Annotated in this window: 32 protein-coding genes and 1 other RNA gene; 8 read left to right on the forward strand and 25 right to left on the reverse strand. The window is 34.0% G+C overall.

Going from position 1 to position 25,511, the window contains the following annotated elements; translation table 11 throughout:
- Positions 1-4 precede the first annotated feature (4 nt).
- Positions 5-307, forward strand: coding sequence for a YunC family protein (locus NKR20_RS17040; RefSeq protein ID WP_121213049.1), 303 nt, complete (start codon positions 5-7; stop codon positions 305-307).
- A gap of 39 nt (positions 308-346) precedes the next feature.
- Positions 347-499: a hypothetical protein gene (locus NKR20_RS17045; RefSeq protein ID WP_253427801.1), complete on the forward strand. Its 153-nt coding sequence runs from the start codon at positions 347-349 to the stop codon at positions 497-499.
- A gap of 53 nt (positions 500-552) precedes the next feature.
- Here NKR20_RS17045 and NKR20_RS17050 read toward each other — a convergent pair whose 3' ends face one another.
- The 4 genes from NKR20_RS17050 to NKR20_RS17065 form a co-directional block, all read right to left on the reverse strand.
- A complete protein-coding gene (locus tag NKR20_RS17050) occupies positions 553-894 on the reverse strand; it encodes a rhodanese-like domain-containing protein (protein WP_245987426.1) in 342 nt (113 codons plus the stop codon).
- A 41-nt stretch (positions 895-935) separates the two neighbouring features.
- A complete protein-coding gene (locus tag NKR20_RS17055; RefSeq protein WP_245987419.1) occupies positions 936-1,190 on the reverse strand; it encodes a hypothetical protein in 255 nt (84 codons plus the stop codon).
- A gap of 158 nt (positions 1,191-1,348) precedes the next feature.
- A non-coding RNA gene (ssrS, locus tag NKR20_RS17060) (6S RNA) lies at positions 1,349-1,539 on the reverse strand.
- 102 nt (positions 1,540-1,641) lie between these two features.
- On the reverse strand, positions 1,642-2,886 hold the full coding sequence (locus NKR20_RS17065; protein ID WP_253427803.1) for an MDR family MFS transporter: 1,245 nt from the start codon (positions 2,884-2,886) through the stop codon (positions 1,642-1,644).
- Between the two features lie 151 nt (positions 2,887-3,037).
- Here NKR20_RS17065 and NKR20_RS17070 point away from each other — a divergent pair, with 151 nt between their 5' ends.
- Entirely contained in the window at positions 3,038-4,123 is a 1,086-nt protein-coding gene (locus NKR20_RS17070; RefSeq protein ID WP_253427805.1) for an alpha/beta hydrolase, read from the forward strand.
- A gap of 50 nt (positions 4,124-4,173) precedes the next feature.
- Here the strand turns inward: NKR20_RS17070 and NKR20_RS17075 are convergent, their stop codons facing one another.
- Positions 4,174-4,674, reverse strand: coding sequence for a pyridoxamine 5'-phosphate oxidase family protein (locus NKR20_RS17075; protein ID WP_253427807.1), 501 nt, complete (start codon positions 4,672-4,674; stop codon positions 4,174-4,176).
- Positions 4,675-4,859: 185 nt separating this feature from the next.
- Here NKR20_RS17075 and NKR20_RS17080 point away from each other — a divergent pair, with 185 nt between their 5' ends.
- Together NKR20_RS17080 and NKR20_RS17085 are read left to right on the forward strand one after the other, a co-directional pair.
- On the forward strand, positions 4,860-5,087 hold the full coding sequence (locus NKR20_RS17080; protein ID WP_121215894.1) for a phosphate-starvation-inducible protein PsiE: 228 nt from the start codon (positions 4,860-4,862) through the stop codon (positions 5,085-5,087).
- A 99-nt stretch (positions 5,088-5,186) separates the two neighbouring features.
- The gene (locus NKR20_RS17085; RefSeq protein ID WP_245987662.1) at positions 5,187-5,453 is read left to right on the forward strand and encodes a YqhV family protein; all 267 of its coding nucleotides are present in this window, start codon (positions 5,187-5,189) and stop codon (positions 5,451-5,453) included.
- On the opposite strand, the gene corA is transcribed toward NKR20_RS17085, so the two are convergent.
- A complete protein-coding gene (gene corA / locus NKR20_RS17090; protein ID WP_253427809.1) occupies positions 5,454-6,410 on the reverse strand; it encodes a magnesium/cobalt transporter CorA in 957 nt (318 codons plus the stop codon).
- A 444-nt stretch (positions 6,411-6,854) separates the two neighbouring features.
- Between corA and NKR20_RS17095 the strand changes: the two genes are divergently transcribed.
- A complete protein-coding gene (locus NKR20_RS17095) occupies positions 6,855-7,709 on the forward strand; it encodes a manganese catalase family protein (RefSeq protein ID WP_253427811.1) in 855 nt (284 codons plus the stop codon).
- A gap of 48 nt (positions 7,710-7,757) precedes the next feature.
- Here the strand turns inward: NKR20_RS17095 and NKR20_RS17100 are convergent, their stop codons facing one another.
- From NKR20_RS17100 to NKR20_RS17160, 13 genes are all read right to left on the reverse strand, one after another.
- On the reverse strand, positions 7,758-8,450 hold the full coding sequence (locus NKR20_RS17100; RefSeq protein WP_472926696.1) for an ABC transporter permease: 693 nt from the start codon (positions 8,448-8,450) through the stop codon (positions 7,758-7,760).
- Complete coding sequence (locus tag NKR20_RS17105; protein WP_253427813.1) at positions 8,450-9,364, reverse strand: osmoprotectant ABC transporter substrate-binding protein; 915 nt, start codon at positions 9,362-9,364, stop codon at positions 8,450-8,452. The genes NKR20_RS17100 and NKR20_RS17105 overlap by 1 nt, the downstream gene beginning before the upstream one ends.
- Entirely contained in the window at positions 9,361-10,008 is a 648-nt protein-coding gene (locus NKR20_RS17110; RefSeq protein WP_121215899.1) for an ABC transporter permease, read from the reverse strand. The genes NKR20_RS17105 and NKR20_RS17110 overlap by 4 nt, the downstream gene beginning before the upstream one ends.
- Entirely contained in the window at positions 10,005-11,189 is a 1,185-nt protein-coding gene (locus tag NKR20_RS17115; RefSeq protein ID WP_121215900.1) for a betaine/proline/choline family ABC transporter ATP-binding protein, read from the reverse strand. Before NKR20_RS17115 ends, NKR20_RS17110 begins: the two co-directional genes overlap by 4 nt.
- 420 nt (positions 11,190-11,609) lie before the next feature.
- Positions 11,610-11,939 carry an ArsR/SmtB family transcription factor gene (locus NKR20_RS17120; RefSeq protein WP_121215901.1) on the reverse strand — a complete coding sequence of 110 codons (330 nt, stop codon included), beginning with the start codon at positions 11,937-11,939 and terminating at the stop codon, positions 11,610-11,612.
- Entirely contained in the window at positions 11,939-12,367 is a 429-nt protein-coding gene (locus NKR20_RS17125) for an SRPBCC family protein (protein ID WP_121215902.1), read from the reverse strand. Before NKR20_RS17125 ends, NKR20_RS17120 begins: the two co-directional genes overlap by 1 nt.
- 505 nt (positions 12,368-12,872) lie before the next feature.
- Complete coding sequence (locus NKR20_RS17130) at positions 12,873-13,826, reverse strand: bile acid:sodium symporter family protein (RefSeq protein ID WP_253427815.1); 954 nt, start codon at positions 13,824-13,826, stop codon at positions 12,873-12,875.
- A 92-nt stretch (positions 13,827-13,918) separates the two neighbouring features.
- The gene (locus tag NKR20_RS17135; protein ID WP_121215988.1) at positions 13,919-14,326 is read right to left on the reverse strand and encodes a hypothetical protein; all 408 of its coding nucleotides are present in this window, start codon (positions 14,324-14,326) and stop codon (positions 13,919-13,921) included.
- A gap of 105 nt (positions 14,327-14,431) precedes the next feature.
- Positions 14,432-14,848: a hypothetical protein gene (locus NKR20_RS17140; RefSeq protein WP_253427817.1), complete on the reverse strand. Its 417-nt coding sequence runs from the start codon at positions 14,846-14,848 to the stop codon at positions 14,432-14,434.
- A 60-nt stretch (positions 14,849-14,908) separates the two neighbouring features.
- Entirely contained in the window at positions 14,909-15,958 is a 1,050-nt protein-coding gene (locus NKR20_RS17145) for a C45 family autoproteolytic acyltransferase/hydrolase (RefSeq protein ID WP_253427825.1), read from the reverse strand.
- A gap of 3 nt (positions 15,959-15,961) precedes the next feature.
- On the reverse strand, positions 15,962-16,546 hold the full coding sequence (locus NKR20_RS17150; protein ID WP_253427827.1) for a TetR/AcrR family transcriptional regulator: 585 nt from the start codon (positions 16,544-16,546) through the stop codon (positions 15,962-15,964).
- A 157-nt stretch (positions 16,547-16,703) separates the two neighbouring features.
- Positions 16,704-17,573, reverse strand: a complete 870-nt coding sequence (locus NKR20_RS17155) for a DUF1259 domain-containing protein (protein ID WP_253427829.1) — start codon at positions 17,571-17,573, stop codon at positions 16,704-16,706.
- A 105-nt stretch (positions 17,574-17,678) separates the two neighbouring features.
- Positions 17,679-18,392: a ZIP family metal transporter gene (locus NKR20_RS17160; protein WP_253427831.1), complete on the reverse strand. Its 714-nt coding sequence runs from the start codon at positions 18,390-18,392 to the stop codon at positions 17,679-17,681.
- A 318-nt stretch (positions 18,393-18,710) separates the two neighbouring features.
- Between NKR20_RS17160 and NKR20_RS17165 the strand changes: the two genes are divergently transcribed.
- On the forward strand, positions 18,711-19,934 hold the full coding sequence (locus tag NKR20_RS17165) for an IS110 family RNA-guided transposase (RefSeq protein WP_121216054.1): 1,224 nt from the start codon (positions 18,711-18,713) through the stop codon (positions 19,932-19,934).
- A 362-nt stretch (positions 19,935-20,296) separates the two neighbouring features.
- Here the strand turns inward: NKR20_RS17165 and NKR20_RS17170 are convergent, their stop codons facing one another.
- The 4 genes from NKR20_RS17170 to NKR20_RS17185 all read right to left on the reverse strand — a co-directional run bounded on the left by NKR20_RS17170 (position 20,297) and on the right by NKR20_RS17185 (position 22,963).
- Positions 20,297-20,671, reverse strand: a complete 375-nt coding sequence (locus NKR20_RS17170; protein WP_121215604.1) for a universal stress protein — start codon at positions 20,669-20,671, stop codon at positions 20,297-20,299.
- A 70-nt stretch (positions 20,672-20,741) separates the two neighbouring features.
- Positions 20,742-21,929 carry an MFS transporter gene (locus NKR20_RS17175; RefSeq protein ID WP_253428188.1) on the reverse strand — a complete coding sequence of 396 codons (1,188 nt, stop codon included), beginning with the start codon at positions 21,927-21,929 and terminating at the stop codon, positions 20,742-20,744.
- On the reverse strand, positions 21,916-22,347 hold the full coding sequence (locus NKR20_RS17180; protein WP_121215605.1) for a MarR family winged helix-turn-helix transcriptional regulator: 432 nt from the start codon (positions 22,345-22,347) through the stop codon (positions 21,916-21,918). The genes NKR20_RS17175 and NKR20_RS17180 overlap by 14 nt, the downstream gene beginning before the upstream one ends.
- A gap of 157 nt (positions 22,348-22,504) precedes the next feature.
- Complete coding sequence (locus NKR20_RS17185) at positions 22,505-22,963, reverse strand: DUF2798 domain-containing protein (protein WP_301285954.1); 459 nt, start codon at positions 22,961-22,963, stop codon at positions 22,505-22,507.
- Between the two features lie 295 nt (positions 22,964-23,258).
- On the opposite strand from NKR20_RS17185, the gene NKR20_RS17190 reads away from it, so the two are divergent.
- Positions 23,259-23,900, forward strand: a complete 642-nt coding sequence (locus NKR20_RS17190) for a cupin domain-containing protein (RefSeq protein ID WP_121215606.1) — start codon at positions 23,259-23,261, stop codon at positions 23,898-23,900.
- A 33-nt stretch (positions 23,901-23,933) separates the two neighbouring features.
- Here the strand turns inward: NKR20_RS17190 and NKR20_RS17195 are convergent, their stop codons facing one another.
- Both NKR20_RS17195 and NKR20_RS17200 read right to left on the reverse strand, forming a co-directional pair.
- Positions 23,934-24,728 (reverse strand): aldo/keto reductase, encoded by a 795-nt coding sequence (locus NKR20_RS17195; protein ID WP_121215624.1) that lies wholly within the window; start codon positions 24,726-24,728, stop codon positions 23,934-23,936.
- 328 nt (positions 24,729-25,056) lie between these two features.
- Entirely contained in the window at positions 25,057-25,404 is a 348-nt protein-coding gene (locus NKR20_RS17200; protein WP_253427833.1) for a hypothetical protein, read from the reverse strand.
- Between the last annotated feature and the right edge of the window lie 107 nt (positions 25,405-25,511).

Here is a 25,511-nt window from a genome sequence, read left to right on the forward strand (position 1 = left end):
AAGAATGGTTACAATTGAACCGATTGAATTGAACGGACACATGTTTACTGCCGTTACTGTGCATTTACCTAAGACAACATTATTAACGGTTTCAAATGAGAACGGGTATATTATGTGCGGTGCTTTAGATGTCAGTCTTTTAAACAGTAAATTAGCAGATCGGAAAATTATTGCAGGTCGTGCGGTTGGAGTCAAAACAATTGAACAGTTACTAAAAGCTCCACTAGAGTCAGTTACGTATGAAGCAGAAAAGCTGGGGATTGTTAAAGGAATGATTGGTGAGGATGCACTACTTAAGATGATTTAACTAGATAGGACATGTACTAAAATCATTAAATATAAAAGGATGATGACAGTAATCATTGTTAATTTTTTCAATAATTCAATATCAAAACTTCCAAGAACGTTGGAAGGCGATCGATTTGATATTGATCGGTGGGAAGATGACGGTGGTCGAAGTTTAGATGCAAATGAGGATAGCCCATTACAACGAAATTAAAACCGCTACGCAAGAATGTTGTTAGTGGCATTCTTGCGTGTTTTTTAATTTCTCTACTTCACTGTTTTTAAGTATTCTTTCCAGGCTGTAACTCCACCTTCTAAAACGACAACATCGTATTCTTTTTTCGCAAGGATATTTGCACATTTTGTTGCAGAATTTCCTGTCGTGCACGTAACAATAATTTGTTCATTCTTTGGCAAAGATTTAACACTATTTTCATCATTTGTTTCTAATGCGAAAATTTTAGATTTATTTATGTTAAGGGACTCGATATGTTTTCCTTCAATATGATAGTCGTTATATTTTTCTTCAGCTCTGACATCTAGAAGTATTAACTTTTCCCCTTCATTCATTTTTTGAAGTAATTTTTCTGGTGTAATCTTACTCGTCATAATACTTTCCTCCCTCATTTTACTATGTTCTTGAACACTCTTCATGAACAATTACAATTCGCCATATACGATGTTGTATCGGAAATATAAGAAGCAATGTACCTAATAAAGATAACAAAGTGAGAGTCACTTCGATAACGATTATGTTTTGTTTTCAGGTAAACGATTGAATTAATAATAAGTTCCCCTATATCATTGCGGTAAATAAATAGTATTGCAAATAATGTTGCAGTATTTGTTAAAATGGCAAATGTAAATACTTGTTCACCTAAACCTAATATTTCACTTGCAATCATAACATGACCACTAGATGAAACTAGAATAGGTTAAGAATCTCTGAACTAGTCCAATAATAATCCTTTATATCATAAATTATATCGAAATTTTCAATTTACATCCTCCATAAAAAAAACACCCTTACATAATTATGTAAGAGTGTTATTAATGCTTAAATTAGGAAGCCGCCTTGCCGTTAGTTTAAATAGAAAGTTTTAAACCACCACTCCTCAAAGTGGGTGTTCGCAAAAGATTTCCTGTCTATCATCAGTCACAAAGTGTGATGCTCGCCATTCCACCTTCAATCTAAAACTCCCTTTTACAGCTTAAAGGTTAAAACTTAATATCGTACGTACAACGCAGCTTATAATTATATTATACTTTAGCAATTACTTAATCAAGTAAGTATGTTTTAAGAGAAATGTCAAAGGATTATTATTGGTTATAAGAGATATTTTTTACTTTTACCGCTTATGCTTCAGCAATCGATTTCACTGTGACTAACTTTCTCTTAAACAACCCTGTATATAATAATATACTTCCAGCTAATATTATAATTCCCATGTAAATTGACATTTGAGAAGGCATTAAAAATACCCCCATAATAATACTAAAACGTGCAATTAAATCTCCACCTGTATAACCTAAATTTGCAAATGCAGCATAGGAGCCTCTTTGATCCTTTGGCATCATATTTGCCTGTTCTGCATTGACTATTGGAGAATAGATTAGTTCACCCATCGTTGCTATAAAGTTAAAGAAAATCAATACATACCAAACATTCCCCGATGTAATAATCGTATAGCCGATACCGTAAAGTATAAAACCAAAAATAAGCATCTTTTTCGTACTGAAGCGATCTGTTATTTTCGTAACGATAAATGTAAGGATGACGACAATCAACATATTTTCTACATTTAGTAAACTTAACATCCTGACGCCACTAATTTCAAAGCTCCCTAAAAAAATAGAATCGAAAGACTCTACTAATCGAACTCCAATATAATTATTTAACGTTAATTCGGCTCCAATGATCAACATTGATCCAACAACAACTTTTACAAATGGACCATCTTGAAGAGCAATTTTATAATTATTCAAAACATCCACTAATACATTTTGATGTTTTTGCTTAAGTAGTACTCTATCTGTTTCATTCAACCAAAGCATAAAGGCTATCGAAATACATATTAATGTAACGGTTAAAATGACAAACAATAGAAGTTGATGATTTACATATAAAAGTCCACCCGCTGCTGTTCCAATCGCCATTGAAAGATTCACAAGCCAGTAATCCGCAGCATAAATTAATTTACGGTTTTCCGGAGTAGTTGAATCGATTATAAGTGCGTCCATCGTTGGGTATTCCATACTACTCGTTATCGTAAAGGCAATATATGCGATTGCAAATAAGCCAATAATCTTGGTTTCAGGTATTAAACTGATGGTCATTAACAAAAACATTAGTGCACTCAAAGATGAAGTAATCAATAGAATTTTCTTTCGGTTAAACCGATCTGAAATATAGCCTCCTATTAAATTGAAAATGAAACTAATAATTACAGTTATAACTAAAAATATTCCTGCCCAAACTTTATTTAAATTTTGAGCAAAAAATAACGCCATAAAAGGCATGATTGCTGATGATGTTAGACGATTAAAAAATGATGTAATAAGCCTGACTTTTACGTTCTGCGGAAAGTTTCTCCATTTCATAAATTTCCCTCCTACTCCCTTTATAACAGAGAGTTACGGTGGAAAATAGTGCTTAGTTAATTATAATTATTTAATACCTAAATTGTTGTATTGAAAATGTGTAACCGAAGCAAAATACCTTATTAATGACAGGTTAAGAGGTGTTAGTAGGTTGCAAAAAATATTAATCGGATTCATTTTTTTCACATCCATATTTTCTGTAATCCCTTCACAAGCTCAAGAATCAGATATATTACCTTCAACAAATATTACAATTACAGGTATTGCCGATTCAGATTTGATGAATCAATTTACAACCATCTTAAAAGAGAAAGAAGAAAAGAATTATGCGGACATAGAAAAGGATTCTGGTGAGCCTCAATACATCAATATGAACCAGTTTAAAACGTTTTTGAACCTTCCTTATGCCAATACAAAAAATCCACGACAACAACTAGATATTATCTACCCATCAGTCGGAAATGCTCCTTATAAAGTTATTGTAAATTTCCATGGGGGTGGTTGGATTTCAGGAAGTCGAAAATCGGCAAACCATGCAGCAGTAATGCTTGCAACTCAGCAAGGCTATGCTGTAGTCAATGTAGGATATCGTTTAGCTACTGAGGCAGTTTGGCCAGCACAACTTCATGATGCAAAGGCTGCAATAAGATTTATTAGAGCTCATGCAAGAAAATATCGCTTAAATACAAACAATATTGTGGTATGGGGAAATTCTGCCGGTGGTCATATTGCAAGTATGTTAGCCGCTACAAATGGAATGAAAGAAATGGAAGACCTTTCAATGGGTTATGAAAAGTATTCATCAGATGTCCAAGGTGTTGTTTCTTTTTATGGCATTTCAGACGTGACAGATATGCGAAATGAGGGTGTAAAATACGCTAATGCATTATTAGGTTTTAATGTACAAGATAATCCTGAAAAAGCACGCACGGCAAGTCCAATTGAATACGTATCAGAAGATTTTCCTCCAATCTTTTTAATTCACGGTACAAATGATCAAATCGTACCCTTTGAACAATCTGTAAAGTTTGCTGAAAAAATTAATCGAATTACCGGTAGAAATCAAGCACAACTAAAACTAATGATTAAAGCAAAGCATGGAGATAAAAACATAAAAAGCGTGGAAAATATTGATGAAAGTTTAAATTTTGTAGATAAAATTATGTATCCGGATCGAAAAAATCCATATCGCACAAAAAGATATAAAGAAATTAAAATCACTACTGAAGTAGATTAAAAAATAGCACCTTGTAAAGAAATCTTACAAGGTGCTATTTTTAGGCAATCTTAATGCCCCATTGCATCACTATATTTTCCTGTGATTTTTTCAATTTCTACTTCGAATAGTTCTGTTTTAGGAAGGGCAGGATACCCACCTTTTTCAAAAGTCCAATTAGGATCGCCGTATTTTTTCCATAGACAATCATAAAACCATACTTTTTTCTCATCATCTTCTATATGTTTAATCGTTCCAAAAATGACTGCACTTGTATAGCCTAGTGCAGATTGACACGCATATTTTTTTCCAGGTACGATTTCGCCCATTTCACTTATTTCGATACTAACGCGAGGATTGTTTTTTACGTTTGACCAGAAATGGCTTTCACGTAAATTTCCTATATGTACATATAGTTTTGTGCCTTCCTCATACACAAACACAAAAGGAATCACATATGGATAACCATCTTCACTAACCGTAGCTACGTGCGCTACTTTTGCATGTTTAATAAAGTGATATGCTTCTTGCTCTGAAATTTCGCGTCTTTTATTGTTTATTGTTCCTCTCATTAATAACACTCTCCCTTCTATAATATATATTCTAAATACTTCTTTTATTTCCTCTATTTTTGTAAACTTTTTTCTAGATTCTTAAAGGATTTATCATTATATTTAAAACATATTCTTAGCTTTATTTATAAAAAACGAAGAATGTGATAGAATTAATATAGTAAACAAACTAGGGGGTAAATGTAATGGCTAGCAATGCATTGAAAAAAGATGCTAAAATCTCTCCAGAACGTGTAGATGAAGCATTATCAATTCGTGACCGCTTAATTATCGAATTATTAGTAAGCGTACTTGATGAAAAGTTAGTTATTGAACGTCATATCTTAAAAGAACGTTTAGCAAACCTTGTTGAACTTGCAGATTATGACGGAGAGTTAAAAGAAACTCTTCACGGTATTGTAGCTAAAATGTAATAATTAAAGGAGGCTTATTTTTTTAGCCTCCTTTTTTTGGTCATATTACTTGTGGACAAACATACACTTTCAACATACATACTACTAGAGGAGGATGTTATGTTAGAAAGTGCACTTTTATATATGGTTATTCTAAGAATTATCTCCGGAAGCATTGAAATTACGGCAGCTGGTCTCATGTATAAGTTTCAATCATTAGAAAAAGCGCTTGCGATCAACTCGATGCTCGCCCTTGTTGGACCAACAATTTTAATTATTACAACTGGTATTGGCATTGCAGGAATAAGTGAGAAAATTTCCTTTTTAAAAATGATTTGTTTGTTTAGTGGGGTTGTATTAATCTTGATTAGCCTAAAAATAAAATAATTATTTAAACCAGCCTTGCCGTCTAAAATAAAGTAACATTGCAACTCCAATAATAAACATCAATGTAAGGGATAAAAAATACCCATATTTCCATTCTAGTTCGGGAATATTTTCAAAGTTCATCCCATATATCCCAGCAATGAACGTTAGTGGTGCAAATATGGATGTAATAATGGTTAATAGTTTCATGACATTATTTGTCTGATGTGAGTTTAATGATAAATAACTATCTCGAATGTCTGAGGTAACTTCTCGGTTAGTCATGACCATCTCAGATAATTTCAACAGATGGTCATAGATATCCGAAAAGTATTCCCTTCTTTCACCCACACGATTTAAGTTTAAATGGTGGGAATTTAACATTCGATACAGTAAATCACGCATAGGATTGATTGTATGCAATAAATTTAATAACATATTACGGGTTTCAAATAATTCATTCATTAGATGATTCATTGACTTCGAATTTTCAATCATTTTTTCTAACTCGTCTTCAATTTTATAAATAATAGGGAAATAATTGTCCACGATTTTATCTAAAATCTCATAAAAAACATAATAGGTATCACAATCAGCTACATACTCCATAGACAACAGATGATTCCAAACTTTTGATACTTCAAGGGATGGGACTTTGTGGAATGTAACAATACAGCTTTCACCTATAAAAAAATCCAGCTCATCTTTAATAATCGTCTTATCTTCTTCCCGTACGATATGTGTTACATAATAAGTATAGTTTTTATAATAATCGAGCTTTGGCCTTTGAAATTCCTGCACACAATCCTCCACCGCTAAAGGATGAAAGTGAAAAGTATCTGTAAGATGTTTAATCTCCTCTTCTGTAGGTTCACTAAAATCCACCCAAAACCATTTATAATCAGATAACACCGCATTATCAATTGACGTATTTTTATCTAAACGATTATCTTTAGTTATTCCAATAAAATTTATCATCGCCTAATATCCTTCTTAGTCGTTATATCATAAAAGGATTATCCATTTAATAAGCATGAATAAACCGGTGAATCGCCTCATGTAATTTATGTGGCGCTTTTGTAGGTATTTGGTGTCGTTCATGTTCAAAAAGGACCAGTTCTTTATTCGGTAATTTACCGTTTAAAATTGATACATAAAGTTATGTATCTGACAAAAGAGCGGATATATAAGAATATCGGCTCTCCCTTCCCCTTTACTTCATTATTTAGTTCGACACCATCACCCATTATTTTTGGACTTATACTTGCCACTTCAATTATCTCAACTAGTTATACAAACCCTAATACTACTACAAAGTTTTAGCCAAATTGATTATTTTTAAGCATTGGTAGATTTCGTCATTTAATCTCTAGAATAATTTACACTTTTAAAGCAATACTTTTTGGGAAGGGAGGAGTATTAATGTATTTTTATAAAGAAGATTTAATCAACATGATTGTTCCAGATAAACCCGATCCAGCAGCTGCAAAAGTATTACAAGAAGCATTGGGTGGTCGCTTTGGCGAAATGCGCACAATGATGCAGTTCTCATTCCAAAGTGCAAACTTTAGAGGAAAAGCAAAACAATATCGTGATTTAATTCGTGGGGTCTTTTTAGAAGAAATAAGCCATGTAGAGCTTGTCCAAACAACAATTAACCAATTATTAAATGGTGCAGGCGATTATGGTGTTGGAAGTGCTGGTGTAGACCAAGCCCCACTAGATGAAGCGATCAAACATGCAAACCCTCACCACTTCATCATGGGTGCACAAAGTTCGTTACCAGTTGATGCAGCAGGTAATCCGTGGATGGGGAATTATGTATATAGCCACGGAAATTTAGTGGCTGATTTACTCGATAACCTTGTACTCGAATCGACTGGAGTTCTTCAAAAAACAAGAATTTATGAAATGAGCTCTAATAAAACATTTAGGGAAACATTAGCTTTTTTAATCGTACGTGACAATGCGCACCAAAATGCTTTTGCTAAAGCTTTAGAGACGCTAGGTGTAGACTGGGCAAAATTATTCCCTGTTCCTAACTATGACATTAATAAATATCCTGAATGCCGTAAATATGTAGATATGGGCTTCCATAACGCATTCTTCAACTTCCGTTTGGATCCTACTAGTGTGGGAGAAATCTTTAACGGTGTATCTCCAAGTCGAAACGGCGGACAATTACAAGTAGTCGATCCACCAACACCACATCCAATTCCTGACCTACCTGAAATGCCAAATGAACATAGCCCTGGATTATGGGATTTAAATAATTAGGTAGAAAAAGTGCTAGCCAAATGTAAATTTGACTAGCACTTTTTAAGATTAAGAAATCGGTTGGATTAACTTTTTCTGATTTCTTTTAACTGGATCTAACCGTCTCTCTATGATGCCTAGTATAATGTCAGCTAAAATAGCCATTAGAGCTGTTGGTAGTGCACCTGCTAAAATAATAGCCGTTCCATCCGTTGCATTCGTACCTCGAATGATGATGTCACCAAGGCCACCTGCTCCAATAAAGGCACCGATTGCTGTAATACCTATCGCCACAACTAGCGCAATACGTATACCAGTTATGATAACCGATAGTGAAAGTGGAAGTTCCACCATATATAACACTTGAGCTTTCGTCATCCCCATACCGCGCCCAGCATCCGTAACACTTTTATTAATGTTTTTAATGCCAACATACGTATTTTTAATTACTGGTAATAGAGAATACAAAAACACCGTTGCAATAACAGTAGACTTTCCTAGCCCTAGTACGAGCATAATGATTGCCATTAAAGCTAGCGCAGGTATCGTTTGTATAATATTTGCAATCGTCATTACTACTTTAGATAGTTTGCCATATTTAGCAATTAATATCCCCAGTGGAATACCGACAAGAGCTGCCAATAATACACCGTAAATTGAAATTAAAAAGTGATCAAAAAATTGACTAAAGACATATAAACTATTTTCTTTCATATAGAAGAAAAATTGTTCAACTGTCGACATTTGCGTCATATCTTGCATTACTTTTCACCTCCAGAAAAGTAATTATGTTCAACTAAAAATTGTTCAGCAACTACGGCTGGTTCAATTAAGTTATTATCCGCTAAAAAATTCAACTTTTGCATTGTTTCTGTGGAAATTTGACCAACAAGACGATTAATTGCTTCACGTACTTCTGGTTTTTCTTCCAATAAAGCCGTATCAGCAAAAGGACTTGCATCATATGGAGGGAAGAAATTTAAATCATCTTCCAACACGACTAAATCATATGAGGCAATACGGCCATCTGTTGTATACCCTAACACAACATCCAACTCTCCAGAATTGACGGCTTCATAAACTAAACCGATTTGCATCGGATATGTTCTAGCAAAGTCAAATCCATATGCTTCTACAAATGCTTTATAGCCATCCCCTTCACGATTCATCCAAGAAGTATCCACTCCTGCTTCAAGTTCACTTGCAACATCCGCTAAATCACTAACTTTTTTCAAGTTATATTTATTCGCTGTTTCTCTCGACACCATAAACGCATATGTGTTTTCAAATCCGTACGAATCAAAGAACGTTTGTTGGAAACGGTCAGCAAAAGCCTGTTGGACGAATGCTAATGCTTTTTCGGGGTCTTTGATTGGTTCTGCTTGTAGTGCCCCTGTTAAATCAGTTCCTGTATAACGAACCGCAGAAATGTTGGCATCCCCATTAACCATTGCTTGATGAACTACTGTACTAGAACCAAGGTTATTGATAATCTCTACCTTTTCGTCTGAATAATGTTCAATCATATACTTCATCATATAAGCTAAAATTTGCCCTTCTGTTGTTACAACAGACGCAATTTTTAGTTCATCGCTATTTTTACTTGTTGTTAAGTTACATGCACTAACTAGTAGTGTCATAACAAGAACAATTACAATTAAAAGTTTCTTTCTCATGATGTACGCCCTCCTTCTAAACGAAGACCTTTTGGCGTTACAAATTTTTCTAGCTTCCCTAAAATAAAGTCTGCTAAAAGTGCAAGTAATGTAACAATAATTGCTCCACCTAAAATTAACTCTGTTTGATATAAGTTAAGACCGTTAAATATAAAGTCTCCTAATCCACCCGCTCCAATATAAGAAGCTAATGTTGCCCATGAAATGACATAGACAGCAGATAAACGAATTCCTGACATAATAACTGGTATTGCAAGAGGCAATTCTACTAGAATAATAGATTGCAAGTTCGTCATCCCCATCGCAATGCCGGCACCTTTTGTATTTTCATTTACAGAACGCATACCAATAAACGTATTATTTAATATTGGTAGCAGTGAATATATACATAACGCAATCACTGCCGGTACTTTACCTACACCAAAGAATGGGATCATGAGCGCTAATAAAGCAAGCGAAGGAACGGTTTGTAAAACACTAGTAATATTCAACACAATTTTTGATAACCACTTTGTTTTCGATAATATAATCCCAAGTGGGACGGCACAAAGTACACCTAATAAAAGAGCAATCATTGAGATATAAAAGTGTTCCCATGTTTTTAGTAGTATTTCAGAGCTATTTTCAATGAAAAATGCGATCATTGCGCAATCAGCTCCTCTATTACTGCGATACCAGCTGCCTCTTCTTTTGTTGCTGCAGCAGGTTCTTCATCTCCCCAAATTGTGTCATAGACGATATCAACAATATTGGCACGTGTAACTAAACCGACTAATCGGTGCTCCTCATCAACCACAGGGATATTTTTTAAGTTACGCTTTAAAATTCTACGAACAGAATCTTGCAATTTCGAACCTGTCTTCACGTAGAATACATCTTTCTCATAAACTTCAGAAATACTCTTCATCGTTCTACGTGCACCAGTAAAGCCTTCTACATCTAAATATCCTTGTAGTCGATTGTCGCCATCTGTTACAAATAACGTGTCAACGCGCTTTTCAACCATTAATCGAATGGCTTCATCAATACTCTTTTCAATCGTAATGGAGATTGGTTTTATCATTACTTCATCAACGGTTTTCACATTTGGCTTTTGTTGAATAAGTCGATGTGATCCGATAAATTCTTTAACAAAATCATTAGCTGGATTTGCTAGTATATTATCCGGTGTATCAAATTGAATGAGTTTTCCTTCATGCATAATCGCAATTCGATCAGCTAATTTGATCGCCTCATCCATATCGTGGGTAACGAAAATAATCGTTTTATTTAAACGTAGTTGAATGTCTTTGATAAGATCTTGTAGGGTATCACGGGTAATCGGGTCAAGAGCACCAAAAGGTTCATCCATTAAAATAATGTCTTGATTCGCTGCAAGAGCTCGTAAAACACCAATTCTTTGCTGCTGACCACCTGAAAGTTGTGATGGGTAAAAGTCTAAATAGGATGGTGGTAAATTGACAAGTTCGATTAAACGGCGGGCCGTCTCATCTTTCTTTTCTTTTGACCATTTTAATAAATGTGGAACGAGCGTAATATTATCACGAATCGTCATATGTGGCATTAAACCTATTTGTTGAATTACATAACCGATACTCCTTCGTAAAGTAACAGCATTCATTTTTGTGATATCTTTACCATTTAGCATCATTTTTCCGCTTGTAGGCTCTACCATGCGATTAATCATACGAAGTGCTGTGGTTTTCCCACTACCACTTGTACCGATAAAAGCAATAAATTCACCTTGTTGTATTTCGAGATTTAATTGATCAACTGCAACTTTTCCACCTCGATATATCTTTGTTAAATTTTCAATCTGTAACATGCTTCTCACTCCTCCCTTATAATTTTATCTGGATTCTACATCCAATTTAAAGGGAAAATCATTTTGCAATATGTAAATGTGACAATTTAATGAACTTTTAGTGTAATTTTTATGGCAAACCTCCTATCTTTTTTATTAAATTTATCCATTGTTAACCCTTGGGAATACAGTCTTTAATGAAGAAGTGAAAAACAGTTTTACCGACTTAATTATCAGAAAATTTAAACTTTTATTGACTTGACATAAAAATCACCGTTTTAAAGCGAAAAGTAAGCAAAATGTAGAAGTATATTAGGTAAATAAAGAAACAAAAGGGTACCCAAAAATCTTTGGATACCCTTAGAAATACTTTTTGAAAGAATTGTTATGTTGAAGCACAATCACCAGTATTTTCTCAAAATAGGTTTTCAAATGGACTCATTACTTTGTGATATTACTCTCAACGATAAATTTTAATCTGTTTAAATTATTGTGCCAGAACTGTTCGTAATATGCTAACCAATCTTTTAACTCTTCTAATGGTTCAGGTTGTAAATGGTAGATTTTCTCTCGCCCATTTTTTTCTCCGCGCACAAGTCCTGCTTCAGATAAAACATTTAAATGCTTCACCACAGCAGTTCTAGTTATGTCAAAATGCGACGATATTTCAGCAATGGATTGTTTTCGTAATGATAATAAATAGAGGATATCTCTACGGTTTGGATCTGCTATTGCTTGAAACACGTCATACTTTGCCAATTTTTCAGTCATTATCCTTCAACCAGATTTTTTAGTTTTTGAATAATGCCACTCCAACCTAAATCCATTGTTTTACGAATTTCAGTGTTTGGTCGGCCAGCTTTAGGAACAATTGCTCCGTTTTCTTTCCAGCCACCGTGAACTAATGTAAATTCCGTTTCTCCGTCAATTTCTTCTAGTAAAAACGAAACGATCCAACCATCAGTATCCCATTGGAATACCAATTTTTTTGGTTCATCAATTTCAATTACTTTACATGGTGAAGGCCCGAAAGGAGATTGAATTGTGAACTCATGTCCCTCTTCTAATTTAAAGTCACTAGGCATAAACCATTGTGAGATTGCTTCAGCAGTCGATACGTATTCCCAAACTTTTTGAATTGGTGCTTGAATCATCACCTTTTGAATAATGTCTGGTAATACTTTTTGTTCGTTTGTCATTATAGTTGCTCCTTAATAGTTGCTTGATTACCTCGATATTATATATAACCAAATGGTGTTATGTCAAACATAAGAAAAGCGGAGATCGCTCTTCCTTTTATCATGTAGATTAAACGTAGTATGTGCTATAAAAAATAATTGTATATTTATTAGTAATCTTCATAAGCATCGTTCAATCTCTGCATGCATTCCTTATATCACAAAAATAATGATTGCATATATCAACGGAAATAACGTCAATATATAGCCATATTTACTTAAACTTCTTATGAATAAAAATACGACTCCTATTAACCAAAGCGCGATGAAAATAAGATCAATATAATATTCAACCTCTAAACTTCCATGTTCCAATAAAGGGATTGAAATGAAAAAGGCGAAAACCCCGGTCCATAAAATGTGGATAATTCTGTATATTTTAAGTATCATGAGTACCTCCTTTTTAATTACTGACGTATAAATCAGAATAAAGATTCATAAAAACATTATTCCCTAATAATGTAATTCAATCAGTAATTGGAGATACTTTTGCTTTGTACTTTTCTACTAATCTACCAAATTGGGAAGCTAAAATTTGTTGGAATAGCATACCGAATACAACTGGCATAACAACTTTCGCAGGAAAGTAAGTGCTTGCAATGACCACTCCTACTGCGATATTTCGCATCCCACCCGTGAAAACGACCGTTGTGACAATACTTGGGTCCTTAAAAAGAAAATGACCAATTACAAAACACATGGCGTAGCCTGATGCTGCTAAAAATAATACAACCATTATAATCCCGAAGATATCCCATGTTATGTTTTTTAAAAATGGAGCAATTGCACTACTATTAATCATAACAATTAAAAATAAACTTAATTTCTGGAATGGGGCTAATGGTTTTCCTACCGTTGTATTTATTTTGCCTTTTGTCCATTCATTTAGTAATACAGCAGCAAAAGACGGTAAAACAATCATCCACAATAAATCTAGCATGATAGATATTGTATCAATTTCAATCGTTTGTCCTACAACTACTTTAGATAATAATGGAATAACAATTGGTGAAAGCATTGTATCGATTAAAATAATGGATAAACATAATGGCAAATGCCCTTTACAAATACTTACCCAAATAAAACTTGTTACTCCAGTTGGTACTGCTACAGATAATACAAATCCGATTGTTAATAGATGGTCATGAAATAATACAGATGAAACAAGATACGCCCAAATCGGCATTAAGATATGTAAAAAAGCAATGGTAATTAAAATAACCCAAGGATATTTTGTAAAGCTTCTTAATCCTTGAAAATTCATACTTAAACTACCGGCAAATGTCATAAATGCAAAAAGCCAAGGTACTAAAAAAAGTAAATGTCCGCCTAAATCCTCAAGAAATACCCCTATAACTAAACTAAGCGGTGTTAATATTGGCATCATTCTTTGAAGATATTGGTTTATTTTATCTAGCATTAGAAGCCTTCTTTCTGTTCTTTCTATTTACACTATACACCGAATTTTACTCATTGTTGTAGTGTAAATAAAAAAAGAGTCTTTTGAAGACTCTAATCAACTTTCCTGTTTTTCAGGATATCTTGAATAATTTCAATATGTGATGCAGCCCAGGCTTTTTCTCGGAAGTGTAAATACAAGCTAAAGGTTATACCAATAATATAAATTAAAATGAAAATCATCCAATTCCTACTCCCACTTTCAAAAAGAATTGCCTGCAGATTTTGAGAGAAGATTAAAAATAAAAACGGAATGGAGGAAACATATATTGGAATCATACCCGAACCGTTACTTTCTTTAATAAGTCGATAATAAATCAGCTTTAATATGTCACTATCAATCGATTCATAAAATTGCTGAATCTCTTGAATATCCCTTAAATATTTATGGTTCTTAATATTTTGAGGGTCTTTTTTTAAATGACGGTATATTTTATGAGCGTCACCACGTAGAAAATTCATTAATACCAACATCCTTTGTAATTCTAGCGAGGAGTTCAAGTCAGTATTTAATAATTTGTGACATTCCAAAAATATTATACTTATAAAAGAGAATATGGAACCTTATTAATTTTGTTTAGTAAGAATAATCTCTTCAGTTTGATTGTTCCATTCAATCGTTAAAGTAGCTTGTTCTGGGTATTTACCTTCGACTAGGAATCCACTTGTTTCTGTTGCAGTATGGAAGTTGCCAATTCCTTTTAATGGCTGTGGCGAATTGCTCTTTAATTTTGAGGAACCTGCATCGAGTACATATTCAATTTCTCCCACATCTCCTATAAGAGTTGGCTCATTTTCACGATCAATAATACGCTGAATATAGAGCGATTCAAAAAAGGATGAATGTACTTTGGAAATTGTATAGGTTCCAAACCAGTCTTCTCCTTCCCCAAAATACATTACATTTTTTTCTTCTTCATATTTATCTTTTGAACAGCCTGAAACAATACTAAGTAGTGCTATTATCGACAAGAGCTTTTTCAACTGATTTCCTACTTTCTCTTTTAATAAAAGATTCCCTCTAATGAAAAGCCCTTTCAACAATTATACGATGTATTTTACATAGGTATTCTCACACGGAGAGCCTTTTGTAATATACATAACTCCATCTTCAGGAAGCATTATAAATGAAGCTACAGTAGTCATTTCCCAAGCGGCTGGCTTTTCTATATCACTATGACGACATATACTATATGGTGGGTTTCCATGATCTGTAAGAATTCCTTTAACTGTATCTATCGTGATGTTACCAAAAGCTTCTTTTATTAGTGCTGATACTCTCTCTCTTCTTAATAATGCATCAGGTAAAATAATTGGCGCTAGATCCTCCTGTTGAAAACGTTCCGTACAATAGCAGTTCGAGTGAGAAAGTACATCGTTAATTGGTGAGATAACCTCTACATCCTCAAAAGTACTCTCAATCCCAAACATTGTTCCCCTATTGTCTGCTAGATGGAAATATCCTACTCCCCTTGCAACCTCTTTCAATAGATTCATTGCATCATTTATCGAAGATTGCCTCATTACTTTTGGTAAATAGCATCCTAATGGCAACGAAAAACGGTAGGAATCACCTTTCGTAAATAATGAGTTTGCGCAATTTCCAAACCCATATGAACTTAGTGAGTACTCCACCATACCACTTAGTGAAAGTGCAAGTATTCGTGTTCCATCTTCATAATGCATGTGCAGTAAATACGGTTCATAACTATTTAGCCAATCAATGTTTTGTGCTAATATTGTTTTTCCATCAGCTGTTGCCTTTCCTGTAACGGCAATCGATGTACAGAGACCTTGTATTTGCTTATAGTAGTAAGACATTTCAAATACACAGCGTAAAGTAAACATTTTTTCAAAAGGTATATTCAATGCATCTGCTTGCCCTTGTAATTGGTCGATAATGAGTGGGTCATATTGACGAACTGGTTCTATAAATTTACTTGCAGTTCGGATAACATCTTCAACGGTAGTTTGATGGCCACGACTTAATATACCAAGTGTTGTATCAATACTTTTTGACAATACATCTCCACAAGCTTCACCTATTTGTTTTCCCATTTCATAAGCAGTACCACTACAATGAACAACTCTCATCTACTATTCTCCTTTCTTTAATCCATGCCAGTACGTTTTCCAAATTTCCTTTATTTTATTTCGCTCAAGATGTGGGTTTATTAGGTAAGTCATCAGCAATCCTTCTCGTAAACTTCGAAAAGCTATTAAAGCTGATTCATCCGAGATATCCCGAATGATATTTTGCACAATTAAATCTTTTATTAAAGTGGATTCTTTTTCGATAAAAGTAGATTCTACCTCCGAAATCTTCCCAAGGATTTCTTCTTTTAAATCTAAAGGGGGGAATAAGAATACACGATTCCAAAATAATGATTTGATTGGCTCATCTGCAAATGCAACGACATACTTTTCAAATAGGATAAAAAGTTTCTCTTCCTCAATTGCACTGTCTACTTCTTCAATAATTTGTTCCATACGCATTTTATACTCTTCAAGTAATTCCTCAAAAATCGTTAGAAACAGCTCTTGTTTACTGGAGAAGTAAACGTATAAAGAAGGCTTTTTAATTCCAACTTTTGTAGCAATTTCGTTGAGTGTCGTTGCTTCATATCCTTTTTGTGAAAATAGTGTAATTGCTGCATCTTTTATGTTTGTTAAGGAAGACATATTGATTCACCTCTCTCATGTTATTACCTAACGTTAGGTAGGTTAATTTAATTCAATAATATTATCTCTCTAAATAACTGTCAACATTTTCTAAGTTAAAATTTAGGATTTTTTGAAAACAAAAAATCACCCCTAAAGTTAGAGGTGATTCGTATTTTTAACATTTCACGATATTATCTGTTAATACTTTCATAGCATCCTTTACATCTTCAGCAAAATGGACCGGGTTGTCTACTTTTATAAAATGGATATACATTAACCTCGGATCATCAAATAACCAATGATTGTGGAAAGCTGTTACCAAAATACCCCTTTCGCGAAGTTTACTAATAAAAGGATTTATCTCTTCTTCAAGAATGACCGTTTCCCCACTACATAGAGCTTTTCCGTCTTCTGTTAGTGATTCAAAGACAAACATTTGAGGAAGTAATAAAAATGATCTTCCTTTTCTCCCCATTACACGTGGTTTAATATTTAAACGAGAGTCCATTACTGTACAAACTCCATCTTCAAATGTATGCATTCCTCCAAGGATGTCATGAAATTTCTCGCAAAATTTTTCTGCCATGCCCATTGTATTATCACAATCTTTATGGGACTTCCCTACATCTTTTTTAGTTAATACCCTTAACGCTCTTCTTGTTTTCCGCGCAAAGGAAAGCGGTTCATCAATCGATTGGAAGTGAATGTACATGAGTCGAGGTTCTTCAAATAACCAGTGATTGTGTAATGCCGTAACAATTATCCCGTTCTCTCTTAAACACGAAATAAATGGGTTAATCTCTTCTTCAAGTACTACTGTCTCCCCTAAGCACAATGCTTTTCCCGTAGCATCCAAATTTTCAAAGGAAAAGGCTTGCGGTACAAACATAAATGACTGCGCATTCCTTCCTAAAACTGTTGGATGAATATTCGTTCTAGATCGTGTTGCTGTACAAACTCCATTAATGATAGAAGGCGTAGATTCTAAAATTCGTGCAAATTCTTGGCAAAGCTCATTAGGCAGTTCCATGTTCATCTTATTCATGAATGCATAATTCCTTTCCAACTATATTTACTCATACTGAGATTGTATTCTAGTAAATAATCATTGGTTAGGCATCTTCACCAAAAAGCTCCTGGACCACCCACTCTAAATTAGTTTTAAATACAGCGCTATCATCCCAAACCCCATTAATGCAAAGAAAACGATCTTGATTGCAGAAGAATTTTTTAATGATACAAAAAGAATTTCACTAATGGTAACCATGAAAATCATTCCAATTGTAAAGCTCATAATAAAAGATGAAATTAGAATAAACTCTTGATCGATATATTTACCGATATAAACCCCCGCTGCAACAGGGATAGATACAAGAAATGAAAAAAATATCCAAAGATAGTGATTGCGCTTTACAAGCATTAATGGCGTAAATAATATGACACCTTCTGGGATACTATGAAAGAAAAGAGCCTGCAATAATGTATTTTTCAGATCAGAGTCTAAGTTGGTTCCGAACATAATCCCCATCGGAAAATTATGTATCGATATACTTAGCATTAATAGTAAGCTAGTTTGAATATGTAAACTTTTCTTTAATGATATTTCCTCTGTTTGATTGAAGTGAAATATGCTGTGTAACCCTCTAAAGAGAATTATTCCTAAAAATACCCCTAGTAAACTATTAAACCATCCACTCATTTCAATCATTTCTGGAATCATTTCGATACTGATTAGCCCTAATATTAGCCCTGCACAAATAGCATAAATGACATCTATTTTTTGTTGGAACCCTTTTAAAAGTAACGCGATACTACCACCGATGAATATTCCAAAAAAAGTACTTAGAAAAGCAGAAAGCCACATGCGTTCACACCTTTTTTGATGGTTTATTAACGTATATGGCTTATCCAATGTAAATATGTAGTTCTAAACATAAAAAACATACTAACATTAGTAGTACAAACCAAGGCCATGGTTTGTGCTACTATTTTTTTATAGTAGAAGTGAAGGAAAGTCGAACAGCTCCAGGGACGTATGAGAGTCCGTAAAAAAAACCGGCTAACTTCACATCCTTATATGAATCAGTTTAGTATGTTGGGTCCAAGAGATCGTGTATAAGAAAGTGGAATCGATAAGGCAATGTGAGGACTTCTATGATTGGCTAAAAAGGAGAATAGAATGATGAATCATGTCATTGCGTTAGATGTGAGTAAAGGGAAAAGTTCGGTAGTTATGTATAATCAATATCGACAATGTGAATATGAAGGTGAACTAAATCATACCCGAGTTGATTTTGAACGATTACATAATCGTATTGAAGAAATAACGAAGTTTGATGGACAAGCACCTGAAATTGTCTTTGAAGCAACTGGTGTCTATTCGAAATCGGTAGAAGCATTTTTAAAAAATCATGGTTATACATATAGTCGGATGAACCCGCTTGAAGCGAACCTACAAATGGCAAAAATGCGACGTCATAAGACGGATGTAAGTGATGCACACGAATTAGCGAAAACACACTTTAAAATGGAGCGTGAAACGACATACGTTCAAGAGGATTATTATGAACAGATGCGAGCTCTCACACGTTATTACGATGAAGTGGATGAAGAAATAATTTTACTTAAAAGTCGGATGCATGCGATTTTGCATATGAGCTTCCCAGAGCTTGAAAAACTCATTACACCAAGTTCTGCTTTATTCTTAAATATCGTGCAGCTGTATCCACATCCAGCACTTGTATTAGCCCATTCAAAAACAGTAATTAAAAATCATTTAAAGGCAAATACAAAAAAGAACCTTTCACTTACTCGTGCAGAGAAAAAAGCAATTGAGCTAATCGAAGCAGCGCAAAATAGTTATCCAGCCATTAAACCGACAGATGTTCGATGTGATCAAGTAAAGGATTACGCCATACGGATTGCAGAATTGAAAGATAAAAAAGAAGCGCTTGTCCAACAGATGAAGACGTTATCAAAAGAACGTCAAGAATATCTTGTATTACGTTCTATTCCTGGTGTGGGCGATTCAACCGCTTGTCGTCTGATAGGTGAAATCGGTGATATTCGCCGTTTTAAAAATGCGAAACAATTAAATGCATACGCAGGAATTGATATTATGCGTTATCAATCTGGCAACACACAATATCGGGACCGAATCAATAAGCGTGGGAATAAACATTTGCGAAAAATTTTATATTTCATGATACAAGGGATGCTTATGTTAAAAGAAAAACCCAATCATTTTGCGGATTACTATTATAAATTAAAAAAGCAACCTCAGAGAAAGCCTCATAAGGTTGCGATGATAGCTTGTGTTAATAAATTTTTGAAAGTGACCTTTCAGTTATTAACACGAGGAATCCTATACGATTATGAGTCCGCACTACCAGCTCAGAAATCGTAATAAAACGTAATACAACTATATCATATAGACCTTTCGAAAAAAATAAAAATCGTTAGGTTTTTTCGGCATGAAAAAATTAGTTTTAGAAGGGAGGGGTACCCCTCCCTTCTAAAACTAATTCATTAAAATAAAAGAAATAACTTAAATATACTTGACTAATCGTAAGAAAGGAGTTGTCTGAAAAGCCATTTTGAGACAACTTCTTTGTAACTGACGCTACCGCTTTCGTCACAGATAAATTGCGACGAGGATGGTGACAACCACCGCAGGAACAATAATTCATAAGAGATATTTATCAAGAAAGAAAAGAGGTGTCCAAAAAATTATTCTTTTTGGACACCTCCTTCAAAAATATAAATCTATTAACTTGGAATAAACATAATTGGGCATGTTGCCATTGTAAGAGTTGCCTGACTAACGCTTCCTAATTTGCGGCTAGAATCGGCATTCATTCCTCTTGAACCCATCACAACACAACGCACAGAATCTCCATTCGCTTCTGATATAATTTCAATGGCAGGAGTGCCAATACGAATTTTTGAAGAGTATATAACTCCTTCGTTTTCTAACAGTGCTTCGGCTTCTTTTATTATCCCTTCACCCAATATCGCAATGCTCGGTTGAATGTTAATGACTCTAATTTCATCGCCGTATGCTTTTGCCATGGTAATTGCAAATTTCAACGCATTTTGTGCAATTCTTGATCCATCCACTGGTACAACAATTGTATTATTCATCTCATCACTCTCTCCTAGACACTCTACTTACATTTCATTATCCCAGTTTTTGTAATTTATTAATAGATACTCATTTGCTAAAAACCAATTGGTCTTTTTTACCATGTAGTAAATAATAGAGTGCGGATGATGCTAGAACAACAAATGCTAAAATAATATATAACGTGCTATAGTTTAATGCTGGTATAAAGAACCCTAGTAAATAAGGGCCGAATCCAAGACCTGCATCTAAAAAGATAAAGAAGGTTGATGTTGCTAATCCCATACGGTGTGGCGGAGTGAGTTTGATAGCGATAGCTTGAGTACAAGATTGCATATTACCAAAACCAAGGCCAATCAGAACTCCCCCTAGCAATAACATAAAACTATTGTGTGCAAACCCTAAAATTAACATCCCAACAGCAAAGAAGACAAAGGCAGGGTACATAATAGTGTTTGCCCCTTTTTCATCCATTAATCGCCCAGTAAATGGACGTGAAATGAACACCGCTAAAGAATACACTAAAAAGAAGAAACTTGCTGTATTTACTAAATCAATTTCAATTGCATAAAAGTTAATAAACGATAAAACACTTGAATAACAAAAGGCAACGATTAGCGTAATTACTGCAATAGGAACGGCTTTTGGTTCAATAAATTGAGAAAGTTTTACACCTTTTTGTACAGTTGCTTCCTTAGTAACTTCCAACTCAGGTACACGCACAAATAAAGCCGTAATAAAGCTAATGATACCTAGAGCAAGGCAAAGGATAAAAATCCATTGGGAGCTCGTATGTTGTGTCATATATAACCCAATGAATGGTCCAATCGCAGTAGCCAATGTTGTACTCATACTATAGTAGCCTATTCCTTCGCCCTTTCTACTATTAGGAATGACTTGAGCAAAAATTGTTCCAGTAGCTGTACTTGCGATTCCTAAAGTAACCCCATGTAACAATCGAGTAATAATTAAGAAAGCAATGCCTAAATGAACAAAGTATAAAAGAGTTGTTGTTATAAATAAGATTAACCCTATAAATAATGTCCTTTTACGACCTATCGTATTGATATATCGTCCAATAAACAAACGTCCGATTAACGTTCCAACAATAAATATCCCTGTAACAAGTCCTGCTTGACTAGTTGATGCATGATATTCATTTACTGCATATACACCAATAATGACAACTAATAAATAAAAGACTAATGTTAATAAAAAATTGACGCCAGATACAATAAGAAAATCCTTTGTCCATAATTTCTCTTTATTCAATCTTATTTCCCTCACGTTTCATAATATTGTGTTGAATTTTAGGGAGTGTTAGATAAGTGATGTGTTGGTCTTCCTTAGAGATGCCTTCCATCACGTTTTTTTCTAAGTTAATAATTTCCAATCTACATTCTTTATAAATTTGTTCCCCTAATTCTGTTAACTGAATAATTTTTTCACGCCGATCCTTCCCTGGAATTTGAACAACAATCTGCAATTCTTCTAAGCGATGGACCCTTCTTGTAATCGTGGGTTTTTCGACATTGTAATAATTCGAAATGTCCACAAGTGTTGAAGGTCCGTAATTTTTTATATAATACATAACTTGCCATAAAGAATAAGAAAGATGATAGTTACTCATTAATTCATTTAAGGAAGTGATTAACGAACGGTACAATCTTAAATAATTTTGAAAAAAGCCTTCCATTATACTCCCTCCTAATCAATATAGTTACTCTAGGTAACAATTATCTTAGATAACTATAAGTTCTTTAATTTGATTTATCAAGTACTTCATTAGGTACATTAGATTTAGAAAATATAAAAGGCATAGAGAACAAAAATTCTCTATGCCTTGTTTCTATTTATGAATTTACATTTTCCGCTAATACTCTTTGTCTAGCATGTAACTTTTTCATTGCAAATCTAGCAATTGGTTGTGCAATTAATAACTCAATCCAAAATGCTACTCCAAAATTTCTTGGCCATATGTGTAAGAAGTTTTGGAAAGGCTGGATGCTGATTTGTCTTGTGCCTACCCAAGTTCCAATAATCGTTAGTAGAACGGATAGAACTGTTACATTCAATAACGTATTTAGTAAAATTCTAGCGTTAAACCCATCAGTTTGACCTACGAATTTAGGCATTATTTTACCAACAAGAGGACCTGCTACTAACCTTACTAATAACACTACGATTACCCACATAAATGGAATAATCTTTAGCGTTTCAAAATAGTTTTCTAGTGAAAAGCCGCGCTCTAACCCCATAATAATTGGAGCAATCGTGTTTACTGAGATAATTGAAATAATCAATAAAAACAATATACCTTCTTTTGCATTTTGCGGTAGTCTATCTTATTTGTACATATTTCCCTCCGAAATAAATATTCCAGATGGTAGACGTATCACGTATAATGCGACATATATTTTTGGTAAGTAACTCGTACTAATACCAATATCTCTACACACTGCTGTTATTATTATAGCAACTTTTAATTAGGATTCAATTTTAATTTCAACACATATTAGAAATTAATTCAAAATTAGTTTAAACACCTAAATAAATGTACTTGCATATGATGCATATGTATTTACTTTAAACGAGGTGAGAAAACTTATGGCTTTAAATATGGATTATACCTCTACATCAACCCAGTACACTTTCGACCTGAATAAGAACCCTTTATTCGTTAAAGATAACAGAAACTACATTAACCTATTAGGAAAAAGTAATTTGAATACTCTTGATAATGTATCGTTATTGGATATTTTCTTGAGTAAAAGTAACGTTGTTGAGCCGCACTATCATCAAAATGCAGCAGAATTGGTTTATTGTATTTCTGGGGCTGCAACTGTTTCGATATTAAATCCATTTACGAAGGAACTACTTAATTTTCCTATTACCCCTGGCCAGGTAGCAAATGTACCACAAGGTTGGTGGCATTATGAAATGGCGACCGCTGATAACACACATCTATTAGCGATATTTAATGCATCCACACCAGAAGTTATTTTAGGATCTGACCTTTTAAAATTTACTCCTGCTAATATTATGGCGCATACTTACTGTCTGAACGAAAACCAATGGAAGCAAGTTATTTCACCAGTTAAGCCTTCAACGTATATCGGCCCTTATAGAGATTGTAACAGAGAGCACAAATCAATCACGCAACAAAATATCTATCAACAGTATCAGCAACCCCAGTACATTCAACAATCCCCATCGTACGTTCCTCAACATTGGCACTTTTGGGGTTAATACCAATTGGCATGGATTATTCCATGTCTTTTTTTAAAAATTAAAATTATCTGGGTCTGGGCCAATACGAACATTTTCATTCAACCCATCGATAATCGTCATATCTTCATTAGTTAATTCAAAATCAAAAATAGTAGCATTTTCAACAATTCGATGTTCTTTCGTTGATTTAGGAATCGTCACAACCCCATTTTGTAAATCCCAACGTAAAATAATTTGCGCTACGGTTTTGTTATATTTATTTGCGATTTCCTTTAACGTTTCATTTTCTAACAAGTGACCTTGCATTAAAGGCGACCATGCTTCTAGTTGAATATTATGTTCTTTACAAAATGCATGTAGTTCTTTTTGCGTTAATTTCGGGTGGTATTCCACTTGATTAATCATTGGCCTAATTTCTGCATCTTGGAATAAATCTTCAAGATGATGAATTTGGAAATTACTTACGCCTATCGCTTTTACTTTACCCTCTTTATAAAGTGTTTCCATCGCACGCCAAGCTTCTTTGTATTTTCCTTCCACCGGCCAGTGAATAAGGTATAAATCTAAATAATCTAAGTTGAGTCTTTTTAAGCTTTCTTCATATGCAGCAATTGTCGATTCATATCCTAAATCTGTATTCCAAACTTTTGAAGTGACAAACAATTGCTCTCTAGAAATTCCCGCTTCTTTTAAGCCTTCTTCAATTCCTTTGCCAACACCTTGTTCATTTTGGTAAATTGCTGCTGTATCAATACTACGGTAACCATGTTTAATTGCAGTTTTTACAGCATTCACGAGCTCAGGGCCTTCTGCTACTTTAAAAACACCTAGTCCAAACCAAGGCATTTTTATACCATTACTTAAAGTTGTTGTGTCTTGTAAATTGTTAATACTCAACGTAAATCCTCCATTTTTAAACTCGATTTTTTTGTTTGAATAAAATAGACATTCCTATAATTAGACAAACAATCCCCAAAACAATGTTCAATGCAACTTCCAAGAAGTACCTGTGAATAAATTGGAGATACCTCCTATAATAAATAAGAATCCTAAAATAATCCAAAATGATAACTTGTATTTTTTGTAAAGTATGTTAAACATGGTTGGTTCTCCTTACTTCGTTTCTATTAGAGAGCATTGCTGTAGCTTTCGATAAAATCATCTACTTGTTTACTCATTTCCTTAAATTGTGTCCAATGTAAATAATGGTGCCCTTCCAAAGTGATGAGATACTTATCTTTTGATTTTTTAACTGATCTTGATAAAAGGTAATATTTGTTTTCCATTCTTCATTAACCTTATCTTCTTTCGTCGTAAACATCATGACAGGCAAAGTTGAAGGGAAGGTCATATTCTTTGTCTTTTCAATATTGTTGCCTAGTTGCTGTGCTTCTTCTATAACATTACGATTATATGCCTTCCATGCAGATATACTTTTTGTCATCTCTAAATTTTTATTATCGTAAATTCCTTTTTCAGCAATAGGAAGGAGGTGTCCAAAAAGTAATAATTTTTTGGACACCTCTTTTCTTTCTTGATAAATATCTCTTATGAATTATTGCTCCTGCGGTAGTCGAAATAAATTTCCACTATCCTCGTCGCAAAGGAGCTGTCTCAAAATGACTTTTC

Origin of the sequence: Ureibacillus endophyticus (assembly GCF_024159215.1) — a bacterium.
In the GTDB taxonomy this organism is placed as follows: Bacteria; Bacillota; Bacilli; order Bacillales_A; family Planococcaceae; genus Ureibacillus; species Ureibacillus endophyticus.

Coding starts and splice junctions, on each gene's coding strand:
- NKR20_RS17190 (WP_121215606.1), top strand. CDS start 23,259: ATGGCTTTAAATATGGATTATACCTCTACATCAACCCAGTACACTTTC.
- NKR20_RS17150 (WP_253427827.1), bottom strand. CDS start 16,546: ATGTCTTCCTTAACAAACATAAAAGATGCAGCAATTACACTATTTTCA.
- NKR20_RS17115 (WP_121215900.1), bottom strand. CDS start 11,189: ATGTTACAGATTGAAAATTTAACAAAGATATATCGAGGTGGAAAAGTT.
- NKR20_RS17110 (WP_121215899.1), bottom strand. CDS start 10,008: ATGATCGCATTTTTCATTGAAAATAGCTCTGAAATACTACTAAAAACA.
- NKR20_RS17055 (WP_245987419.1), bottom strand. CDS start 1,190: ATGATTGCAAGTGAAATATTAGGTTTAGGTGAACAAGTATTTACATTT.
- NKR20_RS17050 (WP_245987426.1), bottom strand. CDS start 894: ATGACGAGTAAGATTACACCAGAAAAATTACTTCAAAAAATGAATGAA.
- NKR20_RS17180 (WP_121215605.1), bottom strand. CDS start 22,347: ATGGAAGGCTTTTTTCAAAATTATTTAAGATTGTACCGTTCGTTAATC.
- NKR20_RS17080 (WP_121215894.1), top strand. CDS start 4,860: ATGGCTAGCAATGCATTGAAAAAAGATGCTAAAATCTCTCCAGAACGT.
- NKR20_RS17085 (WP_245987662.1), top strand. CDS start 5,187: ATGTTAGAAAGTGCACTTTTATATATGGTTATTCTAAGAATTATCTCC.
- NKR20_RS17135 (WP_121215988.1), bottom strand. CDS start 14,326: ATGAATTTTCTACGTGGTGACGCTCATAAAATATACCGTCATTTAAAA.
- NKR20_RS17075 (WP_253427807.1), bottom strand. CDS start 4,674: ATGAGAGGAACAATAAACAATAAAAGACGCGAAATTTCAGAGCAAGAA.
- NKR20_RS17195 (WP_121215624.1), bottom strand. CDS start 24,728: ATGCCTTGGTTTGGACTAGGTGTTTTTAAAGTAGCAGAAGGCCCTGAG.
- NKR20_RS17160 (WP_253427831.1), bottom strand. CDS start 18,392: ATGTGGCTTTCTGCTTTTCTAAGTACTTTTTTTGGAATATTCATCGGT.
- NKR20_RS17100 (WP_472926696.1), bottom strand. CDS start 8,450: ATGCAAGATATGACGCAAATGTCGACAGTTGAACAATTTTTCTTCTAT.
- NKR20_RS17155 (WP_253427829.1), bottom strand. CDS start 17,573: ATGAATAAGATGAACATGGAACTGCCTAATGAGCTTTGCCAAGAATTT.
- NKR20_RS17125 (WP_121215902.1), bottom strand. CDS start 12,367: ATGACAAACGAACAAAAAGTATTACCAGACATTATTCAAAAGGTGATG.
- NKR20_RS17105 (WP_253427813.1), bottom strand. CDS start 9,364: ATGAGAAAGAAACTTTTAATTGTAATTGTTCTTGTTATGACACTACTA.
- NKR20_RS17120 (WP_121215901.1), bottom strand. CDS start 11,939: ATGACTGAAAAATTGGCAAAGTATGACGTGTTTCAAGCAATAGCAGAT.
- NKR20_RS17040 (WP_121213049.1), top strand. CDS start 5: ATGGTTACAATTGAACCGATTGAATTGAACGGACACATGTTTACTGCC.
- NKR20_RS17095 (WP_253427811.1), top strand. CDS start 6,855: ATGTATTTTTATAAAGAAGATTTAATCAACATGATTGTTCCAGATAAA.
- NKR20_RS17065 (WP_253427803.1), bottom strand. CDS start 2,886: ATGAAATGGAGAAACTTTCCGCAGAACGTAAAAGTCAGGCTTATTACA.
- NKR20_RS17170 (WP_121215604.1), bottom strand. CDS start 20,671: ATGAATAATACAATTGTTGTACCAGTGGATGGATCAAGAATTGCACAA.
- NKR20_RS17045 (WP_253427801.1), top strand. CDS start 347: ATGATGACAGTAATCATTGTTAATTTTTTCAATAATTCAATATCAAAA.
- NKR20_RS17145 (WP_253427825.1), bottom strand. CDS start 15,958: ATGAGAGTTGTTCATTGTAGTGGTACTGCTTATGAAATGGGAAAACAA.
- NKR20_RS17165 (WP_121216054.1), top strand. CDS start 18,711: ATGAATCATGTCATTGCGTTAGATGTGAGTAAAGGGAAAAGTTCGGTA.
- NKR20_RS17130 (WP_253427815.1), bottom strand. CDS start 13,826: ATGCTAGATAAAATAAACCAATATCTTCAAAGAATGATGCCAATATTA.
- corA (WP_253427809.1), bottom strand. CDS start 6,410: ATGATAAATTTTATTGGAATAACTAAAGATAATCGTTTAGATAAAAAT.